At 57.1% G+C, this 6,749-nt stretch carries 7 protein-coding genes; 2 read left to right on the top strand and 5 right to left on the bottom strand.

The genetic code is table 11. The features are described from left to right. The first annotated feature begins 236 nt into the window (after window positions 1-236). Entirely contained in the window at window positions 237-1,826 is a 1,590-nt protein-coding gene (gene purH, locus QLG21_RS00310) for a bifunctional phosphoribosylaminoimidazolecarboxamide formyltransferase/IMP cyclohydrolase (RefSeq protein WP_282483643.1), read from the top strand. A gap of 15 nt (window positions 1,827-1,841) precedes the next feature. Beyond that, window positions 1,842-3,134, top strand: a complete 1,293-nt coding sequence (gene purD, locus QLG21_RS00305; RefSeq protein ID WP_006176767.1) for a phosphoribosylamine--glycine ligase — start codon at window positions 1,842-1,844, stop codon at window positions 3,132-3,134. A 56-nt stretch (window positions 3,135-3,190) separates the two neighbouring features. Here purD and QLG21_RS00300 read toward each other — a convergent pair whose 3' ends face one another. The 5 genes from QLG21_RS00300 to hemE form a co-directional block, all read right to left on the bottom strand. Beyond that, the gene (locus QLG21_RS00300) at window positions 3,191-3,883 is read right to left on the bottom strand and encodes a DUF1481 domain-containing protein (RefSeq protein WP_058610861.1); all 693 of its coding nucleotides are present in this window, start codon (window positions 3,881-3,883) and stop codon (window positions 3,191-3,193) included. 11 nt (window positions 3,884-3,894) lie between these two features. Next, window positions 3,895-4,167: a nucleoid-associated protein HU-alpha gene (hupA, locus tag QLG21_RS00295; protein ID WP_002445246.1), complete on the bottom strand. Its 273-nt coding sequence runs from the start codon at window positions 4,165-4,167 to the stop codon at window positions 3,895-3,897. A 186-nt stretch (window positions 4,168-4,353) separates the two neighbouring features. Further along, entirely contained in the window at window positions 4,354-4,944 is a 591-nt protein-coding gene (locus QLG21_RS00290) for a YjaG family protein (protein WP_006176765.1), read from the bottom strand. A 41-nt stretch (window positions 4,945-4,985) separates the two neighbouring features. Continuing rightward, complete coding sequence (gene nfi / locus QLG21_RS00285) at window positions 4,986-5,657, bottom strand: deoxyribonuclease V (RefSeq protein WP_006176764.1); 672 nt, start codon at window positions 5,655-5,657, stop codon at window positions 4,986-4,988. Window positions 5,658-5,666: 9 nt separating this feature from the next. After that, window positions 5,667-6,731: a uroporphyrinogen decarboxylase gene (gene hemE / locus QLG21_RS00280; RefSeq protein WP_058610862.1), complete on the bottom strand. Its 1,065-nt coding sequence runs from the start codon at window positions 6,729-6,731 to the stop codon at window positions 5,667-5,669. Window positions 6,732-6,749 lie beyond the last annotated feature (18 nt).

Genomic DNA, 6,749 nt, shown 5'->3' with positions numbered 1-6,749 from the left:
AATGACAGAAAAATGACTGACTGCTGCATTCCACAGCAAAACCCCGCCTTATACCTTTTTACGCACAGACTTATCCACAATGATACGAAAAAGTGAAATTGTGCGAGCGTTGCGCAAACGTTTTCGTTAAAATGCTCGCGCTTAACAGGCATGCCCCGCCAGGTGTGTTAGATGAGTTTTTCACAGGAAAAATTCATCTAACGCTCTCTGTAATCGTGAAATCCAGGGGATTTACCATGCAACAACGTCGTCCAGTCCGCCGCGCTCTGCTCAGTGTCTCTGATAAAGCCGGTATCGTTGAATTCGCTCAGGCACTTTCTGCACGCGGTGTGGAGCTGCTGTCCACAGGCGGTACCGCTCGCCTGTTAGCAGAGAAAGGTTTGCCGGTTACCGAAGTCTCTGATTACACCGGTTTCCCGGAAATGATGGATGGACGCGTCAAAACCCTGCACCCGAAAGTGCACGGCGGCATTCTTGGCCGCCGCGGTCAGGATGACGGCATTATGGAACAGCATGGCATCGCACCTATCGACATGGTTGTCGTTAACCTCTACCCGTTCGCTCAGACCGTAGCCCGCGAAGGTTGCTCGCTGGAAGATGCCGTAGAGAATATTGATATCGGCGGCCCGACCATGGTGCGCTCCGCGGCCAAGAACCATAAAGATGTGGCTATCGTGGTCAAGAGCAGCGACTACAGCGCCATTATTAATGAGATGGACGCCAATGAAGGTTCATTAACCCTCGCAACCCGTTTCGACCTCGCCATTAAAGCCTTCGAGCACACCGCCGCCTACGACAGCATGATCGCCAACTACTTCGGCAGCCTGGTGCCCGCCTACCATGGCGAAAGCAACGATCCATCTGGCCGCTTCCCGCGCACGCTGAACCTGAACTTCATTAAGAAGCAGGATATGCGCTACGGCGAGAACAGCCACCAGCAGGCAGCCTTCTATATAGAAGAAGAGGTAAAAGAAGCCTCGGTTGCCACCGCGCAGCAGGTTCAGGGCAAAGCGCTCTCCTACAACAATATTGCTGACACCGACGCTGCGCTGGAATGCGTGAAAGCGTTCAGCGAGCCGGCCTGCGTTATCGTCAAGCACGCGAACCCGTGCGGCGTGGCGGTAAGCACCTCTGTTCTGGATGCCTACGATCGCGCCTACAAAACCGACCCGACCTCCGCGTTTGGCGGCATTATTGCCTTCAACCGCGAGCTGGATGCACAGACCGCACAGGCCATTATCTCGCGTCAGTTTGTCGAAGTGATCATTGCGCCATCAGCGTCTGAAGAAGCCCTGAAAATTACCGCGGCGAAGCAAAACGTGCGCGTGCTGGTTTGCGGTCAGTGGGCTGAACGCGTGCCGGGCCTGGACTTCAAACGCGTGAACGGCGGTTTGCTGGTTCAGGATCGCGATCTGGGTATGGTGACAGAAGCCGACCTGCGCGTGGTGACCAAACGTCAGCCAACCGAGCAGGAACTGCGTGACGCGCTGTTCTGCTGGAAGGTCGCGAAGTTCGTGAAATCCAACGCCATTGTCTATGCGAAAGAGAACATGACCATCGGGATAGGCGCAGGCCAGATGAGCCGCGTTTACTCGGCGAAAATTGCCGGTATTAAAGCAGGCGACGAAGGGCTGGAAGTGAAAGGGTCCGCCATGGCCTCCGACGCCTTCTTCCCGTTCCGCGACGGCATCGACGCGGCAGCGGCGGTGGGCATCACCTGCGTGATCCAGCCTGGCGGCTCTATTCGCGATGAAGAAGTGATTGCCGCAGCTGACGAACACGGTATCGCGATGATCTTCACCGACATGCGTCACTTCCGCCATTAATTCCCGGAGCAGAAAATGAAAGTATTAGTGATTGGTAATGGCGGTCGCGAGCACGCGCTGGCGTGGAAAGCCGCGCAGTCTCCGCGAGTTGAAACCGTCTTTGTGGCGCCGGGCAATGCCGGCACTGCCCTGGAGCCCACGCTGCAGAACGTCGCCATTGGCGTGACCGATATCCCGGCACTGCTGAGCTTTGCCCAAAATGAGAATATCGATCTGACCATCGTCGGCCCGGAAGCGCCGCTGGTGATTGGCGTGGTTGACGCATTCCGCGAAGCCGGGCTGACCATCTTCGGCCCGACGGAAGGCGCCGCGCAGCTGGAAGGTTCAAAAGCCTTCACCAAAGATTTCCTTGCGCGTCATCACATCCCGACGGCGGAATACCAGAACTTCACCGAGGTAGAGCCAGCGCTGGCGTATCTGCGTGAAAAAGGCGCGCCGATTGTGATTAAGGCCGACGGGCTGGCCGCCGGTAAAGGCGTGATCGTGGCGATGACGCTTGAAGAAGCGGAAGCCGCAGTGCAGGACATGCTGGCTGGCAACGCCTTTGGCGATGCGGGCCATCGCATCGTCATCGAAGAGTTTCTCGACGGTGAAGAGGCGAGCTTTATCGTGATGGTCGATGGCGAGCACGTCCTGCCGATGGCAACCAGTCAGGATCATAAGCGCGTGGGTAACGCAGACACCGGCCCGAATACCGGTGGGATGGGCGCTTACTCCCCTGCGCCAGTGGTCACTGACGAAGTGCATCAGCGCACCATGGAGCGCATCATCTGGCCTACCGTTAAAGGGATGGCGGCGGAAGGCAACACCTATACCGGTTTCCTCTATGCGGGCCTGATGATCGACAAGCAGGGTAACCCGAAGGTGATCGAATTTAACTGCCGCTTCGGCGATCCGGAAACGCAGCCCATCATGCTGCGCATGAAATCGGATCTGGTCGAACTGTGCCTGGCGGCCTGCGAAGGCAAGCTCGACGAGAAAACGTCCGAGTGGGACGAGCGTGCCTCTCTGGGCGTGGTGATTGCGGCGGGCGGTTATCCGGGGAATTACAACACCGGTGACGAGATCCACGGCCTGCCGCTGGAAGCGGTAGACGGCGCGAAGGTGTTCCATGCGGGCACAACGCTGTCTGACGACGATCGCGTCCTGACCAACGGTGGCCGCGTACTGTGCGCGACCGCGCTGGGTCACACCGTTGCGGAAGCACAGAAGCGCGCCTATGCGCTGATGGCGGATATCCACTGGAACGGCAGCTTCAGCCGCCAGGATATCGGTTATCGCGCGATTGCGCGTGAGCAGGGCGAGTAACAGAGACGTCTGTTTCCCCTCATCCTACCCTCTCCCTCAGGGAGAGGGTATATTGCTCAAAAACGCTTTTCCGTCGGCTGCCAGGTGCAGAAATCTTCGTTCGCCACCAGCAGCAACTGAGAACCTTCCGGCGCTTCAAGCCACGCGATACTCACTTCCATAGAAGAGTGACGCTGACGACGTTCAATATGTTCGGTTGCCCAGGATTCCAGCTCAGGCTTCACCGTCTGCCCTTCACAGGTCGTTACCGTACCATCGGCATGCCATCGCCCCTGGCGCAGCACTACGCGCCCCAGACGCAGCGCATCGCTGGTCTGGCGGATCTGTTCGGCACGATAGCGGTAGAGGGCTATTTGCTCGCTGGAAAGCTGCTGTTTATGACCACTGACCTCGCGCTGCATAAAGCTCAGCTCGCCATGGTCATCAAAACGCACTTTCACATGTTCGGGGGTCTTACTGTAGATATTCAGCTCGATAAGGGAGAGGGAATCCCCCTGCCAGCGATACTCTGCGGTTGAGGTATTACCGGTATGCCACGGGCTGAACGCGGAGAGAAGGTGCACTTCCCCGCTGGAATCTTTGCGCCACATCCTGACCGCACCCTGGTTATCCGCGTAGCCGCTGGCGGTAAACGGAGGAAGGGAGGCGTCATGGCTACAGGCAGACAGTAACAGCACGCCTGCCAGCGCGAGCGTTCCGCGACAGAATGACAAAAGGGGCGTTGCCGCCCCTTCGTTAAAACTGTTCACTGCCACGCGTCTTACTTAACTGCGTCTTTCAGTGCTTTACCAGAAACAAATGCCGGCACGTTAGCTGCGGCGATTTTGATTTCTTTACCGGTCTGCGGGTTGCGGCCAGTACGCTCAGCGCGGTGGTTCACTTTGAAGGTACCGAAACCAACCAGTTGTACAGCATCGCCTTCTTTCAGAGACTCAGTAATAGCAGCCAGGGTAGATTCCAGAGCAGCTTTAGCCTGCACTTTAGACAGATCAGCCTTGTCCGCAATTACATCAATCAGTTGAGTCTTGTTCATAAGTTATCCTTTCAATGTGTTTATCGCTTGCTAAGCATCGAGTGCGACGAAAATGCCAAAAAAGCACTCTCCTGCATACACGCACCGATAGCCACTTTTTTTCGCCCCCCAAATGTAGACCAGACGGGGGGCAGAAGGGAAGAGTTGAGGTACGACAAAACAGGCGTTAAATCACGTTTTGTTGTCTCATTGGTTAAAAACTATACCAATATTACTCTCACCCGCCTCACGTAAGTCCGCGCGCAGCCCTTTGATCAGCTCAATGTCGCGTTCTTCACACTCTGCCAGCAGGCGGAAAATTTCCCACTGGATGTCCCATTCCTGCTCAACCGCCGGGTTAGCACGCAGCTCTTCGTCGGTCATTTCACGACCTTCCTGCGTCATTTCCAGCATCGCGACGGTGGTGATGGACGCCTTACTTACCTCAATCGCATGTTCCAGCGTTTCGCCGCTCAGACGAGAGTGGATCAGTTCGCTTAACGCGACGCAGGCGTCAATCGCCGGGTAGACGCCATACACATCATAGTCATCCGCCGCCGGGATTGCCTCTTCCAGCTTTTCGAGCTGAGAGTCGAAGTTAACTTTGGCATCTTTTACCGTCAGCGTTTCCCAGATCAAGTCCAGGATGCGGCGATAGATCTGGCCTTCACCAAATTCAGTCTGCTTGCAGAACGTGGCATAGTTGGGATACATGCGCTCGCACAGGCAGGCCATAAAGGTGACGTGCTGCCAGCTTTCCAGCTTCTCAAGGCGCAGATGAATCGGGTTTTGTAACATGATGATGTCTCGAATCGAAAATTAGCCGCAGTTTACCTGAATCATGGCTGAATTTCCTGCCAACGAACAAATGCCGGACGCGAGGACGCCACGGCATCGGCCCAGCGCGTTGGCTCAGGTAAACGGTAGCCCTTCATACAGCGTTGTACCCATGCCAGCGCGCTATCCATACTGACCCGATGCCCGGTGGCAATGAACAGCGGATTGCAGCGGGCTTTACTGCGCCAGACCCACGCCAGCTGCTCGCCTTTATCAATAAGCGGTGCCAGAGCGCCCGGCTCGGCGGAGAGCGGCTCAAACTTCCCACAGAGGCGTTTCTTGGCGACGCCGATGGTCGGCACATCCACCAGCAGCCCAAAGTGGCTGGCAACGCCCAGGCGGCGCGGGTGAGAGATGCCGTGTCCATCAACGAACAGCAGGTCGGGCTTTTGCGAGAGTTGCTCCCACGCTGCGAGCAGCGCGGGGTATTCACGGAAGGAGAGAAAACCGGGAATGTAAGGCATGGTGGTGGCGATACGCGCCACTTTGTACTCCACCAGCTCAAGCGAGGGGTACTTCAGAACCACCATCGCCGCCCGCGTCACTTCCCCGCCCTGCTCGAACCCCACGTCCGCGCCGCCGATGTACTGCGGGGGATCCGTATCCAGACGATCCTCGCGGATCACGGATGAGGCCAGTTCTATCTGTTGAGCGCGTAACGACGCGAGATCCATAACCACTCCTTACTTGTGATACTGGGCAGAAAGCCGATGCACCGCCTCCACAAAGACGCCTGCGTGTTCTGGCGGCACATCCTGATGAATGCCGTGGCCGAGGTTAAAGACGTGGCCTTCACCCTGGCCGAAAGCAGACAGTATAGTCGACACTTCTTCTTCAATGCGGGCAGGCTGGGCATAAAGCATGGATGGGTCCATGTTGCCCTGCAGCGCCACTTTGTCGCCCACGCGACGGCGCGCCTCGCCAATGTCGGTGGTCCAGTCAAGACCCAGCGCATCACAGCCGGTTGCGGCCAGCGCTTCCAGCCACTGCCCGCCGCCTTTGGTAAACAGGGTGACCGGTACGCGGCGACCTTCGTTTTCACGCAGCAGGCCGTCGACGATTTTGTGCATGTAGTACAGCGAGAACTGCTGGTAATCGCGCCCGGTCAGCACGCCGCCCCAGGTATCAAAAATCATCACCGACTGCGCGCCCGCTTTAATCTGCGCGTTAAGGTAAAGCGTGACGCTTTTCGCCAGCTTGTCGAGCAGCGCATGCAGGGCCAGCGGCTCGGCGTACATCATTTTTTTGATGACCGTGAAGGCTTTGCTGCTACCGCCTTCAACCATGTAGGTTGCCAGCGTCCAGGGGCTGCCGGAGAAGCCAATCAGCGGCACTTCGCCCTTCAGCTCACGACGAATGGTGCGCACCGCGTTCATCACGTAGCCCAGTTCGCCTTCGGGATCGGGGATTGGCAGCTTATCAACGTCGGCTTTACTTTTAATCGGGGAGGTGAAACGCGGGCCTTCGCCGGTTTCGAAATAGAGCCCAAGCCCCATCGCATCCGGAATGGTCAAAATGTCTGAAAAGAGAATGGCGGCATCCAGTGGAAAGCGACGCAGCGGCTGGAGCGTCACTTCACAGGCCAGCTCGGCGTTTTTGCACAGCGACATAAAATCGCCCGCCTGCGCACGCGTGGCTTTGTACTCTGGCAGATAGCGTCCCGCCTGGCGCATCATCCACACCGGGGTGACATCAACGGGCTGGCGCAGCAGCGCACGCAGATAACGATCGTTCTTCAGTTCGGTCATTTTTGCAGTTCCTTAAGC

This window comes from Enterobacter sp. V87_3, from assembly GCF_029967835.1.
Lineage (GTDB): Bacteria > Pseudomonadota > Gammaproteobacteria > Enterobacterales > Enterobacteriaceae > Enterobacter > Enterobacter cancerogenus.
The sequence above is the reverse complement of the archived record's forward strand: the minus strand, read 5'-3'. Positions and strand labels throughout refer to the sequence as shown.